This window comes from Pseudomonas entomophila, assembly GCF_013523125.1.
In the GTDB taxonomy this organism is placed as follows: Bacteria; Pseudomonadota; Gammaproteobacteria; order Pseudomonadales; family Pseudomonadaceae; genus Aquipseudomonas; species Aquipseudomonas entomophila_B.
Genome location: NZ_JAAMQJ010000007.1, coordinates 21,214 through 43,906 on the forward strand (window position 1 = coordinate 21,214; position 22,693 = coordinate 43,906).

Annotated in this window: 22 protein-coding genes; 15 read left to right on the forward strand and 7 right to left on the reverse strand. The window is 65.3% G+C overall.

The genetic code is table 11. The annotated features are described in order from the left end of the window. Positions 1 to 146 precede the first annotated feature (146 nt). Together G7007_RS06025 and G7007_RS06030 are read right to left on the reverse strand one after the other, a co-directional pair. Positions 147 to 419, reverse strand: coding sequence for a PepSY domain-containing protein (locus G7007_RS06025; RefSeq protein ID WP_181099925.1), 273 nt, complete (start codon positions 417 to 419; stop codon positions 147 to 149). A gap of 59 nt (positions 420 to 478) precedes the next feature. After that, positions 479 to 688 (reverse strand): hypervirulence associated TUDOR domain-containing protein, encoded by a 210-nt coding sequence (locus tag G7007_RS06030; protein WP_181099933.1) that lies wholly within the window; start codon positions 686 to 688, stop codon positions 479 to 481. 270 nt (positions 689 to 958) lie between these two features. Between G7007_RS06030 and G7007_RS06035 the strand changes: the two genes are divergently transcribed. The 3 genes from G7007_RS06035 (at position 959) to G7007_RS06045 (ending at position 4,841) form a co-directional block, all read left to right on the forward strand. Beyond that, the gene (locus G7007_RS06035) at positions 959 to 2,056 is read left to right on the forward strand and encodes a carboxynorspermidine decarboxylase (protein WP_181099935.1); all 1,098 of its coding nucleotides are present in this window, start codon (positions 959 to 961) and stop codon (positions 2,054 to 2,056) included. 31 nt (positions 2,057 to 2,087) lie between these two features. Next, positions 2,088 to 3,332 carry a saccharopine dehydrogenase family protein gene (locus tag G7007_RS06040; RefSeq protein ID WP_181099937.1) on the forward strand — a complete coding sequence of 415 codons (1,245 nt, stop codon included), beginning with the start codon at positions 2,088 to 2,090 and terminating at the stop codon, positions 3,330 to 3,332. A gap of 414 nt (positions 3,333 to 3,746) precedes the next feature. Continuing rightward, the gene (locus G7007_RS06045; protein ID WP_219858968.1) at positions 3,747 to 4,841 is read left to right on the forward strand and encodes an alpha/beta hydrolase; all 1,095 of its coding nucleotides are present in this window, start codon (positions 3,747 to 3,749) and stop codon (positions 4,839 to 4,841) included. 117 nt (positions 4,842 to 4,958) lie between these two features. Here G7007_RS06045 and G7007_RS06050 read toward each other — a convergent pair whose 3' ends face one another. The 3 genes from G7007_RS06050 to G7007_RS06060 are packed head-to-tail and all read right to left on the reverse strand — an operon-like array spanning position 4,959 to position 8,007. Next, the gene (locus G7007_RS06050; RefSeq protein WP_181099939.1) at positions 4,959 to 5,741 is read right to left on the reverse strand and encodes a sulfite exporter TauE/SafE family protein; all 783 of its coding nucleotides are present in this window, start codon (positions 5,739 to 5,741) and stop codon (positions 4,959 to 4,961) included. A 10-nt stretch (positions 5,742 to 5,751) separates the two neighbouring features. Further along, positions 5,752 to 7,014, reverse strand: coding sequence for an NAD(P)/FAD-dependent oxidoreductase (locus tag G7007_RS06055; RefSeq protein ID WP_181099941.1), 1,263 nt, complete (start codon positions 7,012 to 7,014; stop codon positions 5,752 to 5,754). A gap of 54 nt (positions 7,015 to 7,068) precedes the next feature. After that, on the reverse strand, positions 7,069 to 8,007 hold the full coding sequence (locus G7007_RS06060) for an MBL fold metallo-hydrolase (protein ID WP_181099943.1): 939 nt from the start codon (positions 8,005 to 8,007) through the stop codon (positions 7,069 to 7,071). A gap of 139 nt (positions 8,008 to 8,146) precedes the next feature. On the opposite strand from G7007_RS06060, the gene G7007_RS06065 reads away from it, so the two are divergent. From G7007_RS06065 to G7007_RS06080, 4 genes are all read left to right on the forward strand, one after another. Further along, positions 8,147 to 8,794 (forward strand): peroxiredoxin, encoded by a 648-nt coding sequence (locus G7007_RS06065; RefSeq protein ID WP_308852279.1) that lies wholly within the window; start codon positions 8,147 to 8,149, stop codon positions 8,792 to 8,794. Then, on the forward strand, positions 8,794 to 9,219 hold the full coding sequence (locus G7007_RS06070; protein ID WP_181099945.1) for an ArsR/SmtB family transcription factor: 426 nt from the start codon (positions 8,794 to 8,796) through the stop codon (positions 9,217 to 9,219). Before G7007_RS06065 ends, G7007_RS06070 begins: the two co-directional genes overlap by 1 nt. 106 nt (positions 9,220 to 9,325) lie before the next feature. Then, positions 9,326 to 11,119, forward strand: a complete 1,794-nt coding sequence (locus G7007_RS06075; protein ID WP_181099947.1) for a thiamine pyrophosphate-requiring protein — start codon at positions 9,326 to 9,328, stop codon at positions 11,117 to 11,119. Between the two features lie 156 nt (positions 11,120 to 11,275). Then, complete coding sequence (locus G7007_RS06080) at positions 11,276 to 12,706, forward strand: methylenetetrahydrofolate reductase C-terminal domain-containing protein (protein ID WP_181099949.1); 1,431 nt, start codon at positions 11,276 to 11,278, stop codon at positions 12,704 to 12,706. Positions 12,707 to 12,937: 231 nt separating this feature from the next. Here the strand turns inward: G7007_RS06080 and treS are convergent, their stop codons facing one another. Continuing rightward, a complete protein-coding gene (gene treS, locus G7007_RS06085; RefSeq protein WP_181099951.1) occupies positions 12,938 to 15,004 on the reverse strand; it encodes a maltose alpha-D-glucosyltransferase in 2,067 nt (688 codons plus the stop codon). A 185-nt stretch (positions 15,005 to 15,189) separates the two neighbouring features. Between treS and ppnN the strand changes: the two genes are divergently transcribed. From ppnN to G7007_RS06110, 5 genes are all read left to right on the forward strand, one after another. Then, positions 15,190 to 16,563: a nucleotide 5'-monophosphate nucleosidase PpnN gene (ppnN, locus tag G7007_RS06090; protein WP_181099953.1), complete on the forward strand. Its 1,374-nt coding sequence runs from the start codon at positions 15,190 to 15,192 to the stop codon at positions 16,561 to 16,563. Positions 16,564 to 16,830: 267 nt separating this feature from the next. Then, entirely contained in the window at positions 16,831 to 18,114 is a 1,284-nt protein-coding gene (locus tag G7007_RS06095) for a Gfo/Idh/MocA family protein (RefSeq protein ID WP_181099955.1), read from the forward strand. Next, positions 18,114 to 19,043, forward strand: a complete 930-nt coding sequence (locus G7007_RS06100; protein ID WP_219858969.1) for an alpha/beta fold hydrolase — start codon at positions 18,114 to 18,116, stop codon at positions 19,041 to 19,043. The genes G7007_RS06095 and G7007_RS06100 overlap by 1 nt, the downstream gene beginning before the upstream one ends. Further along, positions 19,031 to 19,261, forward strand: coding sequence for a hypothetical protein (locus G7007_RS06105; RefSeq protein ID WP_181099957.1), 231 nt, complete (start codon positions 19,031 to 19,033; stop codon positions 19,259 to 19,261). Before G7007_RS06100 ends, G7007_RS06105 begins: the two co-directional genes overlap by 13 nt. A gap of 82 nt (positions 19,262 to 19,343) precedes the next feature. Continuing rightward, positions 19,344 to 19,565, forward strand: coding sequence for a hypothetical protein (locus G7007_RS06110; RefSeq protein WP_181099959.1), 222 nt, complete (start codon positions 19,344 to 19,346; stop codon positions 19,563 to 19,565). Positions 19,566 to 19,948: 383 nt separating this feature from the next. On the opposite strand, the gene G7007_RS06115 is transcribed toward G7007_RS06110, so the two are convergent. Then, a complete protein-coding gene (locus G7007_RS06115; protein ID WP_181099961.1) occupies positions 19,949 to 20,092 on the reverse strand; it encodes a hypothetical protein in 144 nt (47 codons plus the stop codon). Positions 20,093 to 20,319: 227 nt separating this feature from the next. Between G7007_RS06115 and G7007_RS06120 the strand changes: the two genes are divergently transcribed. The 3 genes from G7007_RS06120 to G7007_RS22125 all read left to right on the forward strand — a co-directional run bounded on the left by G7007_RS06120 (position 20,320) and on the right by G7007_RS22125 (position 22,693). Next, positions 20,320 to 20,829 carry a flavin reductase family protein gene (locus G7007_RS06120; RefSeq protein ID WP_181099963.1) on the forward strand — a complete coding sequence of 170 codons (510 nt, stop codon included), beginning with the start codon at positions 20,320 to 20,322 and terminating at the stop codon, positions 20,827 to 20,829. 230 nt (positions 20,830 to 21,059) lie between these two features. Further along, positions 21,060 to 22,091: an ATP-binding cassette domain-containing protein gene (locus tag G7007_RS22120; RefSeq protein WP_258198496.1), complete on the forward strand. Its 1,032-nt coding sequence runs from the start codon at positions 21,060 to 21,062 to the stop codon at positions 22,089 to 22,091. Continuing rightward, positions 22,079 to 22,693: an ATP-binding cassette domain-containing protein gene (locus G7007_RS22125; protein ID WP_308852280.1), complete on the forward strand. Its 615-nt coding sequence runs from the start codon at positions 22,079 to 22,081 to the stop codon at positions 22,691 to 22,693. Before G7007_RS22120 ends, G7007_RS22125 begins: the two co-directional genes overlap by 13 nt.

A 22,693-nucleotide genomic window follows, 5' to 3' on the forward strand; every position in this document is an offset into this window, starting at 1 on the left:
GGGGCGCCACGGTCGGCGCATGGGCCGCACAGTCTATCGCAGGGCTTGGCGCCTTGGGCAGCGTACCGTTGCCAGGTGACCGGGCAGACGTGAAAAGGCCGGGCGTGTCGCGAGGACAGGCCCGGCCTCCAGGAGCGGTGCGAGGCTCAGTGATCCATCTGTTCCTTGACGATCGCGCCCGAGCGCGGGTCGATGTGGAACTCGTACTTCATGCCGTCGGCCTTGGTACCCTTGCCTTCCCAGTGACCGTCGTCGATCTTGAGTTCGGTGATCGGGTTGTAGCCGGCGCTTTTCGCGGTCTGCAAGGCCTGTTCGATGTTGACCTTCCAGTCGGCGCCAGGTTGATCGGCCCAGGCGGCAGTCGCGCCCAAGGAGCCTGCCAGGGCCAGACCAGTGAACAGTCGAGTCAGTGCTTTCATCAGGAAACATCCTTTTTGCGTGAAGGTGATCTGTAGGACTGGCAGAGCGCCACCTGGGTTCAGTCGCGATCGAGGGCGTCTTCGCGGTGCATGGCCAGATGCCCGGTCTTGTCGCTCTTGACCTCGTACTGCGGTTCGTCGCTCGAGCAGTGGCGCGTGCGGCCGGCGAACTCTACGTCGCGCGTGTGCACCTGGGTGACCTTGCCGCGGATCACGCCGGCTTCGGAATTCCAGCGCACGGCATCGCCCACCTTGTATTTCGAACTCATCGCTCTCTCCCTGGCTCCGACGATGGAGCGGTCAATGGCACCACACAATGGTCATGTGGTTCTGTTCAACTGAGTCCGGCAGGCGGGAGAAGATTCCCTCGTGTCGAAGGCGGCGAGCGCTGCGCGGACAACGTCCGGTTCATGACGAGCAAGCTCTTGCGGGTCACTCGACGACCACGCAGACGAAATGCGCGCTTCGCCCTTTCGATCTAGGCCGAGGGCAGGCACAATGCGCATCTTTTTTTGGCCGGCCTGGCCGGGAGGCCTGTGATGATCAAGACGCCGTACTACCTCATCGACAAGCAGAAGCTGCTGGTCAACCTGAAGAAGATCGCCTACGTGCGCGAGCAGTCCGGGGCCAAGGCCCTGCTGGCGCTCAAGTGCTTCGCGACCTGGTCGGTGTTCGACCTGATGGAGCAGTACATGGACGGCACCACCTCGTCGTCGCTGTACGAGCTCAAGCTCGGCCGCCAGAAGTTCGCCGGCGAGACCCACGCCTACAGCGTGGCCTGGGCGGATGACGAAATCGACGAGATGCTCGAGCACTGCGACAAGATCATCTTCAACTCCATCGGCCAGTTGCAGCGCTACGCCGACGCCTCCGAGGGCAAGACCCGCGGCCTGCGCGTGAACCCTCAGGTGAGCAGCTCGGACTACCTGCTGGCCGACCCGGCGCGCCCGTTCAGCCGCCTGGGCGAATGGGACCCGGCCAAGATCGAGACCGTCATCGATCAGATCTCCGGCTTCATGTTCCACAACAACTGCGAGAACGGCGACTTCAGCCTGTTCGACCAGATGCTCTCGCACATCGAGGCGCGCTTCGGTCACCTGCTGCACCAGGTGCAATGGGTCAGCCTGGGTGGCGGCATCCACTTCACCGGCGAAGGCTATGCGCTGGACGCCTTCTGCGCGCGGCTCAAGCAGTTCTCCGAGACCTACGGCGTGCAGGTCTACCTCGAGCCCGGCGAAGCGGCGATCACCCAGAGCGCGTCGCTGGAAGTGACCGTGCTCGACACGCTGTACAACGGCAAGCACCTGGCCGTGGTCGACAGCTCCATCGAGGCGCACATGCTCGACCTGCTGATCTACCGCCTGGACGCCAAGATGGCGCCCTGCGACGGCGAACACAGCTACATGGTCTGCGGCAAGTCGTGCCTGGCCGGGGACATCTTCGGCGAATACCGCTTCGACCGTCCGCTGGCCATCGGCGATCGGCTGTCGTTCATCGACGCGGCGGGCTACACCATGGTCAAGAAAAACTGGTTCAACGGGGTGAAGATGCCGGCCATCGCGGTCAAGCAGCTCGACGGCAACGTCGAGGTGGTGCGCGAGTTCGGTTTCGACGACTACGTGTCCAGCCTGTCCTGACGACAGGCTTCAACGAGGAGCAAGGGATAAATTGAGAAAGAACGTTCTTATCATTGGTGCAGGAGGTGTCGCCAAGGTGGTGGCCCACAAGTGCGCGCAGCATAACGACGAACTCGGTCGTATCGCCATCGCGTCACGGAACATCTCCAAATGCCAGGCCATCATCGACAGCGTCAAGGCCAAGGGTAGCCTCAAGGTACCCGCCGACATCCAGGCCTTTGCGCTCAATGCCCTCGATGTCGAGGCGACCAAGACGCTGATCCGCGAGACCGAATCGCAGATCGTGATCAACGTCGGTTCCGCCTTCCTGAACATGTCGGTGCTGCGTGCCTGCATCGATACCGGCGCGGCCTACCTGGACACCGCGATCCACGAAGAGCCGGGCAAGATCTGCGAGACCCCGCCCTGGTATGGCAACTACGAGTGGAAACACCTCGAGGAGTGCCAGGCGAAGAACATCACGGCCATTCTCGGTGTCGGTTTCGACCCGGGTGTGGTCAACAGCTACGCCAAGCTGGCGCAGCAGCAGTATTTCGATCGCATCGACTCGATCGACATCCTCGACGTCAATGCCGGTTCCCACGGCAAGTACTTCGCGACCAACTTCGACCCGGAAATCAACTTCCGCGAGTTCACCGGTCAAGTCTGGAGCTGGCAGGACAGCCAGTGGACCAGCAACACCATGTTCGAGGTCAAGCGCACGGACGACCTGCCGGTCGTGGGCGCACAGAACCTGTACCTGACCGGCCACGACGAAGTGCACTCGCTGTCGAAGAACCTCGACGTGCCGAACGTGCGCTTCTGGATGAGCTTCGGCGAGCACTACATCAACGTCTTCACCGTGCTGAAGAACCTGGGCCTGCTCTCCGAGCAGCCGGTGCGCACCGCCGAAGGCCTGGAGGTGGTCCCGCTGAAAGTGGTCAAGGCCGTGCTGCCCGACCCTTCGTCGCTGGCGCCAGGCTACACCGGCAAGACCTGCATCGGTGACCTGGTCAAGGGCACCAAGGATGGCCAGCCGCGCGAGGTGTTCATCTACAACGTGGCCGACCACGAGGACGCCTACGCCGAGACCGACAGCCAGGGCATCTCGTACACCGCCGGCGTACCGCCCGTGGCGGCCGCCCTGCTGGTCGCCCGTGGCCAGTGGGACGTGCAGCGCATGGTCAACGTCGAGGAGCTGCCGGCCGAGCCGTTCCTCAAGGCGCTGGACGTGATGGGCCTGCCGACCCGCGTCAAGGACGCGCACGGCGACCGTCCATGGGACGCCGAAGCGTGATCCCGTCGCGTTGATGCTGTATCGAGAGGCGCCCCGAGGGGCGCCTCTTTTCGTTTCAGGGCTGCTGGTCGGACGCTGCTGCGCGTCGTGATGACAGGTGTGGAAGTCATTTTGTCGGCGATGAGGTCGTATCATGCGTCGCCTGCCATCGCGGGCAAGCCCGCACAGAGGGCGGTTCGACGCCCTGGCAGTGTCGCTTCAGATGAGCGGCGATGGCCTGTGCCCTTGTGATGGAACTACGGGTGTGGGGGGCTTGCCCGCGATGACGTCCGCTCCGTCACCATCCCGTTGGAACGATTTCACATCCCCGGACGCCTCATCCAGGTAGGGTGACTTTCGGCCACCCAGCCGGGGCATGCCAATGTCGGTTTCCCTGTATGCCGCATCACAGACGTCATTATCAGGAGACGACCGATGATCAAACCCAATCGCATGACACTGATCGCCCTCACCGTCGTGGGCGTGACCACCGCACTGGCTGGCTGCGCCCGGGACCCCGAGAAGCGCTCGGTGTCGGAACTGGCGGTCAGCAGCACCAAGAGCATGCTGCGTACCGATTCGGACATGCAGACCGTGCTGAACAAGTACGCCAGCTTCGACGCCAAGGCCGTCGAGAAGACCACCCCCGCCGAAGCCCGTCAGCAGCCGACCATCGCCGATGCGGTCAAGGGTGTGCTGGCCGACGAGAAGCGCGACAGCAGCCCCGAAGCGCTGGTCCCGGGCGTCACTGCACGCGACACTACCGTGCCAGGCGCCGCAGGCGCGCTGCCGGCGACGGTGTACACCCCAGAAGGCCCCGGGCCGTTCCCGGTGATCGTCTACTTCCATGGCGGTGGCTGGGTCTTCGCCGACCGCAAGGTGTATGACGCCGGCGCCCGCGGCCTGGCCAAGCAGGCCAGTGCCGTGGTGGTCTCGGTCGACTACCGCCGCGCGCCGGAGGCCAAGTTCCCGGCTGCCCACGATGACGCCCTCGCCGCCTACCGCTGGATCAGCCGCAATGCCGCCTCGCTCAAGGGCGACCCGACCCGCCTGGCCCTGGCCGGCGAAAGCGCCGGGGGCAACCTCGCCGTGGCCACTGCCATCGCCGCGCAGAAGGCCGGCGTGACCGCACCGAAACATGTGCTGGCAGTCTATCCGGTGGCTCAGTCCAGCACGGACACCGAGTCCTACCAGAAATACGCCGACGCCATGCCGCTGAACAAGCCGATGATGCTGTGGTTCATCGACAAGGTGAGCAAGACGCCGGCCGATGTGAAGGACCCGCGCATCGACCTGGTGCACGCCCAGTTGCAAGGGCTGCCGCCGGTGACCATCGTCAACGCCGAGATCGATCCGCTGCGTGATGACGGCGCGCAACTGGAGCAGGCGTTGCGCGGTGCGGGCGTCAGCGTCGAGCGCAAACTGTACTCAGGCGTGACGCACGAGTTCTTCGGCACGGCGGCGGTGGTGAAGAAGGCGCAGGAAGCGCAGGCGTATGCAGGTCAGCGCCTGAAGGCGGACCTGCGTTGAGGCAAGCCGTGATCCTGCCCACCTCTTCGTCCGGGACGTGGTTCATGGCTTGGCCACCACCCCTGTGATGGATGCATGTGACAGGGCCGACTCCGCGTGAACATCGATCACTCGGGGTCAGCCCAGCACGCTCCGGTAGAGCATGTAGAAGGCTGTCAGTGCGATCACCCCAGCGGACAGCACGTTCAGCGCACCCTTGCGCTGGGCCAGGCGGGACGCCAGCCAGGCGCCGATCAGACCGCCCAGCGCGCCTCCGGCGATGAAGCTCAAGGCCATTGGCCAGTCCACCAGCCCCGAGCGAGCGTAGTTGAACGCCGTCACGAGACCGAATGCAGTCACCGCCACCAGCGAGCTTCCCACGGCAATGAGTGCCGGCATGTGCGTGGCCGCGATGAGCCCCGGCACCACCAGAAACCCGCCCCCGATCCCGAAAAACCCAGAGACCACGCCGGTCAGGGCGCCTGCCGTCGACAACTGAACGGCATTACCTCGGCCCAGCGTGGCGGCAGGGTCTTCGAGCGCATGCCGGTGGCGCAACGTCAACGCCGCCACGACCAGCATCAGCAAGGCAAACAGGGTCAGCAGCGTCTGCCCGTTCATGGCTTTGCCCACGGTGGACCCTACGAAGGCTCCGGCAAGCCCGACCCCGGTGAACACCAGGGCACAGGACCACTTCACATGGCCTTGCCGCGCGTGATTGAGCAAGTTGACCGCCGCATTGACCGCGACCGCCAAGGCACTGGTGCCAATGGCGACGTGCGGGTCGCCGATACCCACCAAGTACACCATCAAAGGCACGGCGAGAATGGAGCCGCCGCCGCCCACCAGCCCCAGGGTCAGCCCGACCAACGACCCGGCGCAGGCGCCCAGCAGGTACTGCACGACGGTGAACGTGGGCATGGGCAGGCACTCACCCTGCGACGTGCGGCGTGCGCCGCGCAGGTGCACACAACCACTCACGGCCCTTGAGCATGCCGTCCCAATAGAGCCGTGGCAGCGCCTCGGCCTTGAGATGCCATGCCAGTCGGGAAGGTCGTTCACCGTCGAGCAGCCAACGCGGGAAAGTGGGCAGCAGCGTACCGCCGTAGCCAAATTCGGCCAGCACGATCTTCCCGCGCTCCACCGTGAGGGGGCAGGATCCATAACCGTCATAGACAGCCGTCAACGGTTTGCCGTCGAGCTGCGCCAGGGCGTTTTCTGCCACGACCGGTGCTTGCTTGCGCGCCGCGGCGGCCGTCTTGGCATTGGGGGTGGCGCTGGCGTCACCCACGCAGAACACATTGGCGTGACGCACATGGCACAGTGTTGCTCGATCTACGTCCACCCAGCCGTCTTCGTTCGCCAGGGGGCTGCGGCGAATGAAATCGGGCGCCGTTTGCGGCGGGCACACGTGCAGCATGTCGAAGCCTCGTGTGTGCTCGACGGTGCGCCCTGTGGCGTCGGTCTGCCTGAAGGTCGCCACGCGGGCCGCGCCATTGACGGCCGCCAGGGTCGACCCGAAATTCAGGTGTGCACCGTAGCGCTCCATGTAGGTCATCAGTGCCGGTACATAGGCCTGGACACCGAACAGGGCTGGGGCAGCGGTATGGAATTCGATGCCGATGTCACCCAGACCCCCGGTGCGGCGCCAGTGGTCGGCAGACAGGTACAGGGCCTTCTGGGGAGCGCCCGCGCACTTGATCGGCATCGGCGGCTGCGTGAAGAGCGCACGGCCTCGACGAAGCGCCTGCACCAGCGACCAGGTGTAAGGCGCCAGGTCGAAGCGGTAGTTGGACGTGACGCCATTGCGCCCGAGCGTCTCGGTCAGACCAGGGATCGCGTCCCAGTCCAGCTTGATGCCGGGGGCGACGATGAGCACGTCGTAGGCGAGCAGGCGCCCGTTATCGAGCGCCACCCTGTTGTGCTCAGGCTCGAAGGTCGTGGCAGAGGCCTTTTCCCAGGTCACCCTCGCGGGAATGAGCGAAGCCATGGCCCGTTCGGTGAATGCCGGCTCGAACACCCCAGCCCCCACCAGCGTCCAGCCGGGCTGGTAATAGTGCGAAGTGGCCGGATCCACGAGGCAGACCTTTAGGCGCTCGCGGCGCTTCAGCAGGCTCGAGCAGACGGACAGCCCGCCTGCGCCTGCACCGATGATCACGACATCGTAGCGCTGTGAATCGGGATCACGTGGCATGGTCATTCTCCTGGAGGGGTTGGAGCGAGGACTGCACCACAAGGTGTGTCCAGGTCAAAACTGATTGAGCGGGATCTTCAGGTAGCGCACGCCGTTCGATTCCGGTTCGGGCAGATGCCCGGCCCGCAGGTTCACCTGCAGCGAGGGCAGCATCAGTGCCGGCATGGCCAGCGTGGCGTCGCGGGCATCGCGCAAGGCGACGAACTCGGCCTCGGTGACCCCGTCGTGCACATGGACGTTGTCCGCACGCTGGGCGCCGATGGTGGTTTCCCAGGCATAGGCATCACGGCCTGGCGCCTTGTAGTCGTGGCACAGAAACACCCTCGCCTGCTGCGGGAGCGACAGAAGCCTGCGGATGGAGCGGTACAGCGAAGCGCTGTCACCGCCTGGAAAATCACAGCGGGCCGTTCCGTAGTCGGGCATGAACAAGGTGTCGCCGGGGAACACCGCATCGCCGATCACATACGCCATGCAGGCCGGTGTATGACCGGGCACATGGAGCGCGCACGCCTTCAGCGTGCCAACCTGGAAGGTTTCTCCATCCTGGAACAGATGATCGAACCGCGTGGCTTCATCGTCTCGACCTGCTGGATCGTTGAAGAGGTTACCGAGCGTGGCCCTGATGTCACGGACGTGAGCGCCGATGGCTATCTGACCGCCGAGCTGCTTTTGCAGCGCGGGCGCCGCAGACAGGTGGTCCGCATGCACATGGGTCTCCAGCAGCCACTGCACCTTCAACCCCTGCTGTCGAACGAACTCGGTCAGCGCCAGGGCGGATCGCTCGCCCGCCCGCCCGCTGGCAGCATCGAAATCCAGGACACTATCGATGATTGCGCAACTGTCACTACCAGGATCCTTCACCAAGTGTGTGACGGTCGACGTCGTCTCATCGAAGAACGAGATCACAAGGGGTACACCCTGCCCCTCCTGCACGGCTTCGAGCACGATGGCTTGGGCCGTGGCGAGCCCTGGGTCGGAACGGTCGTCGAGCATGCCGCTACCCCCTTCAAGGATGCAGATAAATATATAGGTAATTAAGCTAACTGATAAAGTATCGGCTTTCAAGCTACCGCCATCGACGCTCAGGTGCAGTGGCGTTAGCATGTCAGCTGTTCAATCAAGGATATCTACCGTGCACGCCCCTGCCAGCGCCGCGTCTTCCATGCCCCCCTTGCGCATCAACGAGCCCGCCCCGGACTTTCAGGCGCGCACGACCATCGGTGACATTTCACTGCACGCGTACCGGGGACGCTGGCTTCTCCTGTTCTCCCACCCTGCCGACTTCACCCCGGTCTGTACAAGTGAATTCATCGCCTTCGCCAAGGCGCAGAAGCGGTTCGATGACCTGAACTGCGGACTCCTGGCGCTCTCTGTCGACGGCCTTTATTCCCACCTCGCCTGGCTGCGGGACATCCGCGAGCGCTTCGGCGTGACGGTCGAATTCCCGATCATCGAGGATCCGTCCATGGTCATCGCCCGCGGCTACGGCATGCTCGCGGCGGACGCTGCCGACAGTTCGACCACACGGGTCAGTTACGTCATCGACCCAGAGGGCATCATCCGTGCGATGAGCTGGTACCCGATGAACGTCGGCCGCTCGGTCGAAGAGCTCCTGCGCCTGGTCGCGGCCTTGCAGACGGCCGACCGAGAGAGCGCTTCGACTCCTGAAGGCTGGCAGCCCGGCGGCCGCGTGCTCGAACCGGCCGCGCTGAAATCCCAGGAGGCCATGGCGATCGAGCCCGGGCCCGAGGAAACCTGGTACTTCCGATGGAGGCCCTGATGCGCGAACTGGACCCTTCACAGCTCAGCGCCCTGATGGCACGCAGCGAGGACCTGGCCGAGCTTTTCCGCGTGATGGCCAATCCGACGCGCCTGACACTGCTGTGCCATATCGCCAAGGGCGAATGCGCCGTGGCCGAGCTCGAACGAGCGCTCGGGTTGCGCCAGCCGGGCTTGTCGCAACAGTTGGGCGAGCTTCGTCAGAAGGGCCTGCTGAAAAGTCGTCGGGAGTCCCGCTCGATCTTCTACGCCATCGCCGATCCGCGCATCCTGCCCGTGCTCGGGGCGCTGTACGACACGACCCTCGCACCGAAAGCGCCGGCGCCTACGGTCAATCGCTCGACCGTCGACACCCCTCGGATCGCCCCTTCACCGGCCACCGGCGAGCGGGCAACATTCGCCCGGATCGTGCGCGACTTGGGGTAGTCGTCGAACCCAGCCGCCCTCCCCGACGCCCTAATCCACCTGAACGCCCGCTTCCGCGCCTGAGTCGTACCTGTACCAGCAACCCTTGCAGAACGAGGTAGGACACATGGCAATCACCGTAGGCGACTTCCTGGTCGAGCGCTTGAGCCAATGGGGCGTCACCCGTATCTATGGCTACCCTGGCGACGGCATCAACGGCGTGTTCGGCGCCCTGCGCCGCTCCGGCAAGATCGAGTTCATCCAGTGCCGGCACGAGGAAATGGCCGCGTTCATGGCCAGTGCTCACGCCAAGTTTACCGGTGAGCTGGGTGTCTGCATCTCGACCTCCGGCCCGGGCGCCTCGCACCTGCTGACCGGGCTGTATGATGCGCGCATGGACCATGTGCCGGTGCTGGCCATCACGGGCCAGCAGGCCCGGACCGCCCTCGGTGGTCACTACCAGCAGGAGCTGGACCTGGTGTCGATGTTCAAGGACGTGGCCGGCGCCTACGTGCAGCAGGCCACCGAACCCTCCCAGGTGCGCCACCTGGTCGACCGTGCCGTACGTACCGCCGTCGGCGAGCGCAAGGTCACCGCGCTGATCCTGCCCAACGACCTGCAGGAGCTGCCCTACGAGGAACCGGCCCGCGCCCATGGCACCCTGCACTCCGGCGTCGGCTACAGCCGCCCGAAGGTCGTCCCGTACGACGAAGACCTGCAGCGCGCGGCCGACGTCCTCAACAGCGGCAAGAAGGTCGCCATCCTGGTCGGTGCCGGCGCCCTGAAGGCCGGCGAGCAGGTCAAGGCGATCACCGAGAAGCTCGGCGCAGGCGTGGCCAAGGCCCTGCTCGGCAAGGCCGTGCTGCCCGATGACCTGACCTGGGTCACCGGCACCATCGGCCTGCTGGGCACCGAGGCCAGCTCGAACATGATGGACGAATGCGACACCTTGCTGATGATCGGCTCGGGCTTCCCCTACGCTGAATTCCTGCCCAAGGAAGGCCAGGCGCGCGGCGTGCAGATCGACCTGGCGCCCGACATGCTGAGCCTGCGCTACCCCATGGAGGTCAACCTGGTAGGTGACGCGGCCGACACGCTGGAGGCCCTGCTTCCGCTGATCGAGCAAAAGACCTCGCGCAGCTGGCGGCACAAAATCGAGGCCTGGCGCGAGAACTGGGACCGCAAGATCGCCAAGCGCGCGCTCACCAGCGCCGACCCGATCAACCCGCAGCGGGTGGTGCATGAAATGTCGCCTCTGTTGCCAGACAACACCATTATCACCAGCGACTCCGGCTCCTGCGCCAACTGGTTCGCCCGTGACCTGAAGATCCGTGAGGGCATGATGTGCTCGCTGTCCGGGGGCCTGGCGTCGATGGGCGCGGCGGTGCCTTACGCCATTGCGGCCAAGTTCGCCCATTCCGAGCGTCAGGTGGTGGCGCTGGTGGGCGACGGCGCCATGCAGATGAACAACCTGGCCGAGCTGATCACCGTGGCCAAGTACTGGAAACAGTGGGCCAATGGCCGCTGGATCTGCGCGGTGTTCAACAACCAGGACCTCAACCAGGTGACCTGGGAACAGCGCGTGATGGAAGGCGATCCGAAGTTCTCCGCCTCGCAGGACCTGCCGGACGTCCCGTATCACTTGTTTGCGATCTCCATTGGCCTTAAAGGCATCTATGTCGACAAGCCCGAGGACGTCGCCGGTGCCTGGGAGCAAGCCCTGGCCAGTGACGTGCCGGTGGTGATCGAGTTCCGCACCGACCCGGACGTGGCACCGCTGCCGCCGCACATCACCTTGGAGAACGCCAAGAAGTTCACCTCGTTCCTGCTCAAAGGCGACCCCAATGAAGCGGGTGTGCTCAAGCAGACCGCCAAACAGGTGCTGAGCAGCGTGCTGCCAGGCCGCACCAAGGGCGACTGACGCACAACCGGCCTGCAATGTCCGTTTCGAACGGCTGGAGTACGTGATCTGACATGGGCGGCCCCGATTCCTGCGCGACAATGCGCAGGGTCGGGGCCGCCGCACAGCGAAGCGTCCGTCCCCTCCTCTGTGGCAATCTGGCCAGGAAGCGGACCGATGAGCGTACTGCAACAAGCCCTGCACGATGGCACCTTCGCGTGCATCATGGAATTCGTCCCCAAACCCTCGGCGGCGCGCTTCGCCACGTTCCAGCGATTGATGGCCGAAAACCGCCTGTGTGGTTGGCCCATGCTGGCGGCCGTGGCCGACCGGGTCGGGGGGCGCCTGGACCTGTCGCCACTCGACACGGTCGCCTCCTTCGACCCGCCGATTCCGTCCCTGGTGCACTTCTCTGGCAAGGACCGTGAGCCTCACGACTTGCTGACACAGCTGGCCCACATGGACGCCGCCGGCCTCAGGCAACTGCTGGTGCTGACCGGCGACCGCCTGCCGGGCCATGAGCCCGGCGGCCACCCGGTGCGCTACCTGGAGTCGGTGGCGGCCCTGCAGCTGGTGCGCCAGGCACGCCCCGACTGGTTGCTGGGTGCGGCATTGAACCCGTTCAAGTACCGCGAAGAAGAAGGCGGCGCGCAGTACTTCAAGGCGCACAAGAAACTTGCGGCAGGCGCGGACTTCCTGACCCTGCAGCTAGGGTATGACGCCGACAAGCATCAGGAGGCAATGACCTGGATGAGCCGCCAACCCTCGCCCAAGCCGCTGCTGGCCTGCGTGATGGGGCTGACCCTGGGCCGGGCGAAGATGCTCGAATCTGTTGCCGGCGTGGTGTTGACCCCGTCGATGCGGGCGGTGCTCGAGGCCGAGGAGGCGGTGTCCAAGGCCTACGCCCAGGCGCGCAGCGTGGAGCGGCTGGCGATCCAGATCGTGGGGCTGAAGCAGATGGGGTACGCCGGGATTCACCTGTCCGGCATTCACGACGCCGAGCAGCTGGACGCCCTGGACCGCCAGCTGGCCCATGCCCTCGCCACACAGCTCACCCCGGAACAGTGGGCCGACGCCTGGCGGGCCAGCTGGCACATGCCCGATCTGCCGGCCGTCACCTTCCATCCACCGGGCGCCCACTGGCGCCTGGGCGAGCAGCGCGTGACGGCCTCCCTGGGCGAACGCTGGCGTTACCGGCTCCTGTCCGGGCTACACGATCAGTTGTTCATGCCCGAACGTGCAGTAGGCAGGATGGCGGGCTGGGCGATACGGCGGCCGGTGTGGACCACCACGACCGGGGCGCAGTGGTTGCACCGACTGGAGCGAAGCCTGAAGCGCCCGGTGGTCGGGTGCGACACCTGTGGCAGTTGCCGGCTGCACGACACCTTGTACGTGTGTCCGGAAACCTGCCCCAAGGGATTGGCCAATGGACCGTGCGGCGGGACGACGCTCAACCGCTGTGAATTCGGTGATCGCGAATGTGTGCACGGGGTGAAATACCGGATCGCGGTATCGACCGGGCAGACGGCGGTGCTGACTGACCGGTTGATTCCGTGTGTGGCAGTGGAAGGACGGCAGCGCAGTTCGTGGCCGGTGTGGTTTGGGTGAGGGGCTGGGGCAGGTGTGGAGATCTGAGCCATTGGCAGGGCTGGTTTTACGGCCCCTGCGGGGCCGATCGCGGCGCAGGGGCCACTCCTACAGGGGACCGCAGCGCTGATCTGGCAGGACACCACCGCCCTAATGTAGAGCGGCCCCTGTGCCGCGATTGGGCCCGCAGGGCCCACAAACCAGCGACCTCATCCTGTCAACCTTGCCACCCAAGCTCAGCCCTTCTGCGCCTCATAAATGCCCGGTGCTGCTGACGATCCGCAACGACAACGCCTCATACGGGTCCAGGTTGATCTGCACCACCCCATCCTCGCTCAGGTCGCCTTCCACGGTCTCGTTGATCATGTCCACCACCGGCCCCGGCGTGAAGCCGGTCAGCGTCAGCGGCTCGCTGATGGTCTCGTTGCTGAAGTTCAGCGCCGTGATCTGGATGCCGCGCCCGGCCGGCAACTCATGCACCATCACCAGCAAGCCGGGGCTGGTCACGTCCGGCACCAGGATCTGCCGGCTGCTGGCGATGCCATACGCCTGACGCACCGCCAGCACCTTCTTGACCATGCAGGCGAACGAGTCGCCCTCGGCCAGCTGTGCTTCCAGGCTGCCGTACAGCGCGCGTGCACGCGGGATGCCCATCACCGAAGCCTCGGCCTCGGGCGCCGCGCCTGCCAGGTCGTACCCGCCGCGGTGGATCCAGCGGGTATCGCCGTCGGTCATGCGCTCGGCGACCTGCTCCGGCGCCAGCGGCAAGGCGCCCACCAGATCCCAGCCGGACAAGGCGAAGACCCCTGGCTGCATGGCGTTGTACATCACCAGCAGCAGGTGGATCTTCTGGATCAGCTTCAGGTCCTGCGGCCCGATGGCCTCCAGGTCGCGCATGCCCAGCGCGGCGGTGATGATGCTGACCGTCGTGCAGGACACGCCGTTGGTGACGAAGCGCAGGTTGTACGGGGCATGTTCGCCGGAGAGCAGCTCGTACATCTCCTCGCGGATGTGCTCGCGCAGGATGCTGCCGGGGAAGGTCTGGCCCTTGTACAGGTACATGTCGTGGGCGTGCAGGGTCCAGAAATGCACCAGCTCGATGGTCAGCTCGTCATGGTTTTGCAGGGCGTGGATCAACGACGCCGGGTCGATCTCGTAACGGTGCATCTCGTGCAGCATCAGGCGCAGGAACTCGGTGTTGCCGGTCAGCAAGGCATGCTGGTAGGCCGGGCGCGTGACGAAATCGTAGGACAGGTCGGCGCCGCCCTTGGACATCTGCGCGATGTCGTCCAGCGTCAGGTTCAGCTCCTGGAAGCTGAAGCCGCCCGCCTTGCGGATCATCCCGCCGAGGATCTGGTTGCCGGTGAGCGACAACGGGTGGCTTTCCGACCAGGCGGTGTCGTTGGCGCGGATCTCCACGCCGAGGAAGCCGTTGGCGTCCAGGCGCAGCCCGCGCGAGCCCAGGCAGTCGATCGAGTGCAACGCATCGCCGATGATCAGCTGCTGCGCGGTGAAGCTGGGGTCCAGCCAGTTCAGCGAAGGCTGGCCTTCCTTGAAATAGTGCAGGTAGACCCAGCGCCGCGGCTTGCCGTCGACCCCGACCACCACCGGCGTGGCGCTCCAGTCAGTCTCCTTGACGCCCGGCTCGAAGAAGATCACCCGCTGCAACTGGCCGACGATGTAGTGCCGGGCCTTGAGCTCGTCGCACACGGCTGGCGGCAGGTTGACCGCATCGCGGCCTTCCGGCACCTCCGGCAGCAGGCCCCAGTCCTCTTCGCGGACCTCGACCATGTGGTAGATGCCGGGGTACGCACCGTGGGCCAGTTCGGCCAGGCGGAAGTCGGCACCCTTGCCGGTGTGCGACGGGATCGAGTCGTCGATGGTCACCGCGTTGTGGGCGGCGGCGATGCGGCTCATCTGGATGAGTTCCTGCTCGGTGCCGTACAACGGGTCGATGTCGAAGCTGATGCGGTCGAAATTGCCATCCACGCTGGGCGTGAAGGTTCGGCCACGGATACCGCCGGCGCGCTTGATCGGGCCGGTATGGATGCCCTGCACGCCGATCTCGGACAGCCGCTTCCATAGCTCGGTGTGTCCCAGCGCCTGGAGCACGCTGTCACCTTCGGCAGCGATGATCGAGTCGGGATAGACCGTCAACCACACCGAGGCGATCTCGATGGCGCGCCGTGGCCGGGCCTCGGCGTAGGGGTTCATCCACAGCCGGGACTGCCCCGAATACGTCCGGGCCCTGTCCTGGGCCGCCTTGAGCATGGACTGGCTTTCGAGCCACTCCACGTATGCCTTGTCCGGTGCCGTCATCTAACCCCTCCGGTGTCTGCGAATGACCGTGTCCAAGACTCTAGACGGCACGGCCGGGCAAACGTTCTGACGACTTGGCGAGCGGCGCTGGCGCGCTTTTCGCCTGCCCCCTCGTTGTCGCACGGATTTAGCGGTATGGTGAAGCCATGGAAAGAAAGGATGTTCATCCGCACAGGAAACCCAGCATGCTCCAACGCAACGTCATCAATGCCTCCATCAGCCCCAAAGGCAGCCTGGAAACCTTGTCACAACGTGAAGTCCAGCAACTGAGTCAATTCGGCAGTGGCAGTCTGTACACGCTGTTCCGTCAATGCGTGCTGGCCATCCTCAACACCGGCGCCCACGTCGACAACGCCAAGACCATCCTCGAGGCCTACCAGGACTTCGACGTGCGCATTCACCAGCAGGACCGTGGCGTGCGCCTGGAGCTGCTCAACGCCCCGGCGGCCGCGTTCGTCGACGGCGAAATGATCGCCAGCACCCGCGAAATGCTGTTCTGCGCCCTGCGCGACATCGTCTACACCGAAAGCGAACTGGCCAGCCAGCGGATCGACCTGGACAGCTCGCAAGGCATCACCGACTACGTCTTCCACCTGCTGCGCAACGCCCGCACCCTGCGGCCGGGCGTGGAGCCCAAGCTGGTGGTGTGCTGGGGCGGTCACTCGATCAGCAGCGAGGAGTACCAGTACACCAAGAAGGTCGGCCATGAACTGGGGCTGCGCAAGCTGGACATCTGCACCGGCTGCGGCCCGGGCGTGATGAAGGGCCCGATGAAGGGCGCGACCATCGCCCACGCCAAGCAGCGCATGCACGGCAGCCGCTACCTGGGCCTGACCGAACCGGGCATCATCGCCGCCGAAGCGCCCAACCCGATCGTCAACGAACTGGTGATCCTGCCGGACATCGAAAAGCGCCTGGAAGCCTTCGTGCGCGTCGGCCACGGCATCATCATCTTCCCCGGTGGCGCGGGCACGGCCGAGGAGTTCCTGTACCTGCTCGGCATCCTGATGCACCCGGAAAACCACGACCTGCCCTTCCCGGTGATTCTCACCGGCCCGCGCAGTGCCGAGCCGTTCCTGCGCCAGCTTCACGATTTCGTCGGCGCGACCCTGGGCGAGGCCGCGCAGCGGCACTACACGATGGTCATCGACGACCCGGCCCAGGTGGCCCGGCAGATGGTCGAAGGGCTCAAGACGGTCAAGCAGTTCCGCCGCGAGCGCAACGACGCGTTCCACTTCAACTGGTTGCTCAGGATCGAGGAAAGCTTCCAGCGCCCGTTCGACCCGACCCACGAAAACATGGCCAACCTGGCCTTGCGCCGCGACCTGCCGCCCCACGAGCTGGCCGCGAACCTGCGCCGGGCGTTCTCCGGGATCGTCGCGGGGAACGTGAAGGACAAGGGCATCCGTCTGATCGAAGAACACGGGCCGTACCAGATCCGCGGCGACAGCGCGGTGCTCGATCCACTGGGACGATTGCTGCAGGCGTTCGTCGAGCAGCACCGCATGAAATTGCCCGGTGGCGCGGCCTATGTGCCGTGCTACCAAGTCGCGACCTGAGTCTCAGGGTGGACCGGTGCTGAACGCAGCGCCGGTCCACGGTCAGGCCCTGCGTTCGCCAGGGGCCGTTGCATCCATCACACCGACGCGCAGGACGTTCATGCCTGATCGATGGCGCTCGTCCTTCGAAAGACCTCTCCCTCGCCATTGATCGCCACTGCCTACATTCGGTGAAACCTGTCCTCTCGCCCACCGGTCGGCATGCATAAGCACGCCCCCAGCCCAGGCCGCTCCGTGGCCACGGAATACACCCGCGAGGACGCTCAGATGACCTGCAAGCCCCCAGAACTCAACCGTCGTAGCCTGTGCAAATGGATGGCCGTCGGTGCTTCCACCGCGGCCCTTGCGCCGCAGGTCATGGCCCAGGCCTACACGCCACCGACACCGGTGGACGTCGGCACGGTGGAAGGAGGACAGGTGAAGTTTCCAGCCTGGCGCGGGCCTGCCGACTCGCCCTCCTCGCCGCCGCCTGCGCCGCTGCCACCCGAACAGCGCGTGGGTTTCGCCATCGTCGGGTTGGGCCGATTGTCGCTCGAAGAAATTCTTCCGGCCTTCGCCCAGTCGCTCTACGCCAAACCGGTGGCGCTGGTTTCCGGCACCCCGGACAAGCTGCAGGCGGTGGCCAAGCAATACGGCATCAAGCCCGAAGCCTGCTACAGCTACCAGGACTTCGACCGTATCCGCGACAACCCCGACGTGCAGGTGGTGTATATCGTCCTGCCCAACGCCATGCACCACGCATTCTGCGAACGCGCCGCCAAGGCCGGCAAGCATGTGCTGACCGAAAAGCCGATGGCGATCAGCTCCCAGCAGGGCCAGGCGATGGTCGAGGTGTGCCGTCAGGCCAAGGTCAAGCTGATGGTCGCCTACCGTATCCAGTACGAACCCTACAACCTGCACGTCAAACAGCGCGTGCGCGACAAAAAGCACGGGCGCCTGGTGGCCTACCACGGCGTCAACACGCAGACCGTGGCCCAGGATGGCGAACGCCAGTGGCGCCACAAGAAGGACATGGCCGGCGGTGGTTCGCTGGTGGACATCGGTCTGTACTGCCTCAATACGGCCCGTTTCATCACCGGCGAGGAACCGATCGAGGTCTATGCCAGCGTGTATTCCCCCGCAGGCGATCCGCGTTTCGCCGAAGTCGAGGAAACGGTCCAGTTCACCTTGCGCTTCCCGTCGCACACGGTCGCCAACTGCCTGACCAGTTATGGCGGTCGCGACGACAAGTACCAGCGCCTGAACCTGGAAACCGCCGTGCTCGACATGCCCAATGCCTTCGCCTATCAAGGCCAGCGCTTGTCGGTCATCGAACGCGCGGACGACGCCACGCGCAATGGCGAGATCACCTTGCAACCGAAGAACCAGTTCACCCAGGAGCTCGATCACATGGCCGACTGTGTGCTGCACGACCGCGAGCCGCATACGCCGGGTGAAGAAGGGGTGCAGGACCATAAACTGATGGAAGCCATCTACGAGAGCGCCCGTACCGGTCAGCCGGTCAGGCTGCCGGTGGTGGAAGGCCTGGATCGGTTCCGAGGTAAGGCGTGATGACCGAGCGAAACCTGCAGCGGATTCAGGCCGGTGTGCTGAGCGTCGCCTACCGTGACGAAGGTCCGCGGGATGCACCCGTGGCGGTGTTGCTTCACGGCTTTCCCTATGATGTCCATGCCTACGACGAGGTGGTGCCGCGCCTGACCGCGCAGGGCCTGCGTTGTGTGGTGCCGTTTCTGCGCGGTTATGGCGGTACGCGGTTTCTCGAGCCGACTACCCCACGCTCAGGTGAGCAGGCCGCGCTGGGAGCCGACTTGCTCGCCTTGCTCGATGCCCTGGCGATCGAGCGTGCGGTGCTGGGCGGCTACGACTGGGGCGGTCGGGCCGCCTGCGTGGTCGCAGCCTTGTGGCCCGAGCGGGTCCTGGGCCTGGTCAGTGCCGAGCCGGGTTACAACATCCAGCACATCGCAACGGCGGGTCGCCCGATGGAGCCTGAAGCCGAACACCGCCTGTGGTACCAGTACTACCTGCACGGCGAACGCGGCAAAGCAGGGTTGCAGGCGCATCGTCATGCCTTCTGCCAACTGCTGTGGCGCCAGTGGTCACCGTCCTGGGCCTTCGACGAAGCGACCTACGCCGCCACCGCACAGGCCTTCGAGCATCCGGACTTCGTCGAGGTGGTGACCCATTCGTACCGCCACCGCTTCGGCCTGGTGGCCGGGGACCCTGCCTACCGGTCCCTCGAGGCGCACTTGGCGCTACAGCCGACGATCGAGGTGCCCAGTCTGCTGTTGGCGGGTGCCGACGATGGGGTGGCGCCCGTGCAGCGCGATGCGGACGCACGCCGTGGCTTTCGCCAGGTGCTGCAACGACGGGTACTGCCGGGCATTGGCCACAACATTCCACAAGAAGCACCTGAGGCCTTTGCCGACGCGATCACCGCTCTCTTCACTCACACAAGGGTAACGCTGCCATGGACCCGATAAGCGCATTGGATGACAACCTGGCCCGTATCGCCCGTCTGGTTGAACAGTTGGAACAGCAGCTGGCGCCCTGCCCGGTTTCGCAGATGCGCCTCTACGCCTGGGTGGCCGAATGGACCCGCACCGCCGATGGCTTGCGTGCTGCCGAGCAGTTGCTGCCCAAGCTGCCACAAGCGCTGTGCGACGACTATCTGGCCTGGGTGCACGGCGGTGCTCACTGAGGTGCGCGCCTGGCAGGCTCCACGCTTGAACTCTGTCGGGCGTGCGCGTCTCTAACGCTTAACCGAACACTGGAGAGCCAGCATGAGCGATGACAAAGACACCTCGCAACGCCCGAACGACGCCGTCCCGACCGATGTCGATGGCAAAGAGGTCAACGTGGCCGAACGCGTGATGCGCGAAGACCGTGGCGCGGTCAGGACCGCCGGTGAAGTGGTGCCGCCCGTAGGCACCAAGGTGATGGAGCAGAACACCGAAGCCCTCAATGAAAAGACGGCCGAGGTGGAGCGCAAGCTCAACCGCTGACGCCCGCGCGCCATGCTGCCTGTAGGGCCATGGCGCTTATTCCTACCGCAGCTCTCGCCATCACCTTTTGACAGCCTGCGCCCTCCCTGTAATGACAGCGGCGAAGATTCGGCCCTCATCGTCGGCAAGCCGACTCCCACACCGGCCTGGTTGCCAGGGCCACCTCCATTTACCTGCCGATCCGCGATCGTCCAAGACTTTTGCGAGAGCACGCTTGCCAACGATGACAGCAGTGCAGGCACTGCCCCAGACCACCTGAAGCCCTCGATCGCCCAGCCTACCCGTGGGAGCTGGCTTGCCAGCGATGACGGCGGTGCAGGCACTGCTAGATGTTAAGCATGCCGCAGCAATCTGCCCATCCACTCACCTTGACCAGATCCGTTTCAGGACGGCATCTCGTCCTGCACGTCCTCGTCCTCCGGCTCATTCTCGTTGACCTGCCGACGCGAGGCCGGTTTTTCCGGGTCGTTGATGAAGGGAACGCCACTCGGGCCTTGCTCTTCGGTACCAGCTGTTTCGGGGTTCATGGGGTTTTCCTTTTCTGTGAGATGCCAATCCATTGGAACCTGGGAAGCCGGTAGTGGTTCGCACTCCCTGCACGACGCATAGTCTTCATCCCTTTCTATGCACACGATGGTTATCAGCATAGGCCCGACAGGCATTTTACAAAGTGTTTCGAATCGTCCTAAGGTGCCTACCTTGTCCTGGGCACCGCCTCGTGCGCAGCCCTTCACTCCAGATCACGAGCCTTCCCATGACCGTCCATGCCCTCGAACGCCCGACCGCTCCGCTGCTCGACCCTACCGCCTTCAAGCAGGCCATGCGCAATACCGCCGCCTCGGTGAACGTGATCACCTGCGCCGCTGACGACGGCGACTATGGCATGACCGCCACGGCCTTCACCTCGATCACCGCCGACCCACCGACGGTGCTGATCGCCATCAACCAGTCGGCGAGCCTGCACGCCCACCTGCTTGCGCAGCGGCGCTTCTGCGTCAACGTGCTCCGCGCCGACGCCCAGGAGCTGGCCAGCGACTTCGCCGGGCGCCTGCCACCTGAACAGCGCTTCGGCGAACACGCCTGGCACCGCCTGCCCAGCGGCAATCCGGCACTGGAGGCGAGCAGCGCCGGGTTCGACTGCGAGGTGCGCGAGTTGTCCCAGGTCGGTTCGCACCTGGTGATCATTGCCGAGGTGCAGCATTGCTGGCACTCGGCGCATGCGCCGTTGCTGTATTCCAATGGGCGGTATGGGCAGTTTGCGTGAGCATGGGTCGAGCCTGAACGGACGGCAGCGCTGAGCTGGCGGCCCTTGGCAGGGCCGTGAATTCCGCCACGCCGAAACCGCAGGTCCCCACGACTCACTTCCCTCTGAAGCGCTTATGTCCTAGCATCGACCCGGTATCTTCGGCCAGAGACGTGCCCACCGCACGTTGTCTCCCTCTGTCACGAACGCAGCACGACGTGGCGCCAGCACCCATCGGATCGGGAGCCTCCATGAGCCACGACACCGCTACCTTGATCATCAAGGACCTCACCCTGCGCCTGCCGGATGGCAGAGCCTTGTTCTCAGGCCTGAATGCGACCTTCTGCCGCCAATTCACCGGCATCGTCGGCCCCAACGGCAGCGGCAAGTCGATGCTGGCAGGCCTCATGGCGGGACGTCTGGCGCCCAGCGAGGGCAGCGTGCAGTGCGCCGGCAGCCCTGGCTACCTGCCGCAATGGCTGACGCCGATCGGCGGCACCGTCGCCGACCTGCTGGGGGTGCGCACAGCCTTGGAAGCCCTGGCGCGGATCGAGGCCGGCGCCTGCGACCCGGCACTGTTCGACCTGCTCGACGATCGCTGGAACCTGCCCGGGGACGTTCAGGCTTGCCTGACGCGGCTTGGCCTGGCCCATCTGCCGCTCGACCGACCCAGCAGTGCCCTGAGCGGTGGCGAAACCGTGCGCCTGATGCTGGCCGGGCTGCGCCTTGGCGGCGCGCGCGTCCTGATTCTGGACGAGCCGACCAACCACCTGGACCGCGCGGCGCGCCAGCAACTGAACGAGGAACTGACCCAGGGCAACGAGACCCGCATCGTCAGCTCCCATGACCGTGCCTTGCTGGAACAGGCCGACCGTATCCTGGAACTGCGCAGCGATGCCTTGGTGACCTACAGCGGCGGCTACAGCCGCTACCGTGAGCAGCGCCAGGCCGAGCAGACCACCGCTCAGGCAGCCCTGGTCAAGGCACGCGCCGCCCGTGAACGCGTCGAGCGCAGATGGCCAACGCGCGTCAGCGCGAGGCCCAACGCGCCAGCCACGGGCGCAAGGTCGCGCGTGCCATCGGTACCCCGGCCATCGTCGCCAACGCCCAGGCCGAGCGCGCCGAGCAGTACAGTGGCCATCAGCGCATCCAGCAGGCACGCCTCAGCCAGGCGGCACACGATCGGGTCGAGCAGGCCAGTGCAAACGTCGAACCGGTACGCCCGAGCCAACTGGCCACCCCCACCGGCCTGGTCGCCAACGCGGCGCAAGTGGTCGCGCTGAAGCAGTGCGAGCTGCCTTACGGCCCTGCTGCCAGCCGATGCCTTGATCTCATCCTGCAGGGCCCAGTGCGGGTGGGCCTGGTCGGGCCCAACGGCTGCGGCAAATCGACCGTGCTCAAGGTCATGGCCGGCGTACTGGCGCCGACCCGGGGCGAAGCACGGCACATCGCGCGGACGGACCTGGTCGATCAGCACGCGCAGACGTTCGCTGCCGACCAGTGCATCGAACAGGTGCTTCGTCAGGCAGTGGGCGTGGCCGAGGAAGGCCGCCTGCGGCAGGTCTTCGCCAACGCAGGGCTCGACGCTCGACAGATGGCCACACCCTTCGGCCAGCTCAGTGGCGGCGAACGCCTGCGCGCAGCGCTCGCCTGGCTGGCCGGTGGCCCCGAGAACACACAGCTGCTGTTGCTCGATGAAGTCAACAACCACCTCGACCTTGCTGCCCTGGAGGCCGTCGAGCAGCTGCTCAGGCAATTCAAGGGCGCGTTGATCGTGAGCGCCCACGATGCTGACTTCCTCGAGGCCCTGGCGCTGACGCACCAACTGCTCTGGACGCCGACCGGGTGGCACTACGGCCCGTGGCCAGGGGCAGAAGGCATCTGA